1 protein-coding gene is annotated in these 396 nt (G+C 35.6%); it reads right to left on the bottom strand.

The features are described 5' to 3' along the window. Positions 1-396 (bottom strand): hypothetical protein (locus IU405_RS15535; protein WP_197439535.1); only part of this gene is annotated, 396 nt, incomplete at both ends.

Genomic DNA, 396 nt, shown 5'->3' with positions numbered 1-396 from the left:
TATAGTTGCAAATGAGATTAATTTATATGGACTAGAAATTGTATTCCATATGGTTCCATTAGTCCCTGTTAAAATACTATTTGCAGTCACATTATCCCAATTTCCATTAGCACTATAACAATTAGTTGCGCTACCTCCTGATGAATTCCCTCCATATACTCCACCTGCATTAGAACCTATAGTTCCTAAACTGTAACTGTTTGATGCATTACAATTCGATGAATATCCTCCAAATATTCCTCCTGCATTATCAACAATTGTAGAAAATGAATAACAGTTTGTTGCTGTCGCATTTACAGCATTACCACCAAAAATACCACCTCCTCGATTTCCTAATGAAGGAGCCATCGAATAGCAGTTAATTGCTGTTCCCGAAGAATATTGTCCAAAAATACC

The organism is Polaribacter sp. BAL334 (genome assembly GCF_015767435.1).
Classification (GTDB): Bacteria; Bacteroidota; Bacteroidia; order Flavobacteriales; family Flavobacteriaceae; genus Polaribacter.
Note: the sequence above shows the minus strand (reverse complement) of the source record. Positions and strands in the feature narration are given on the sequence as shown.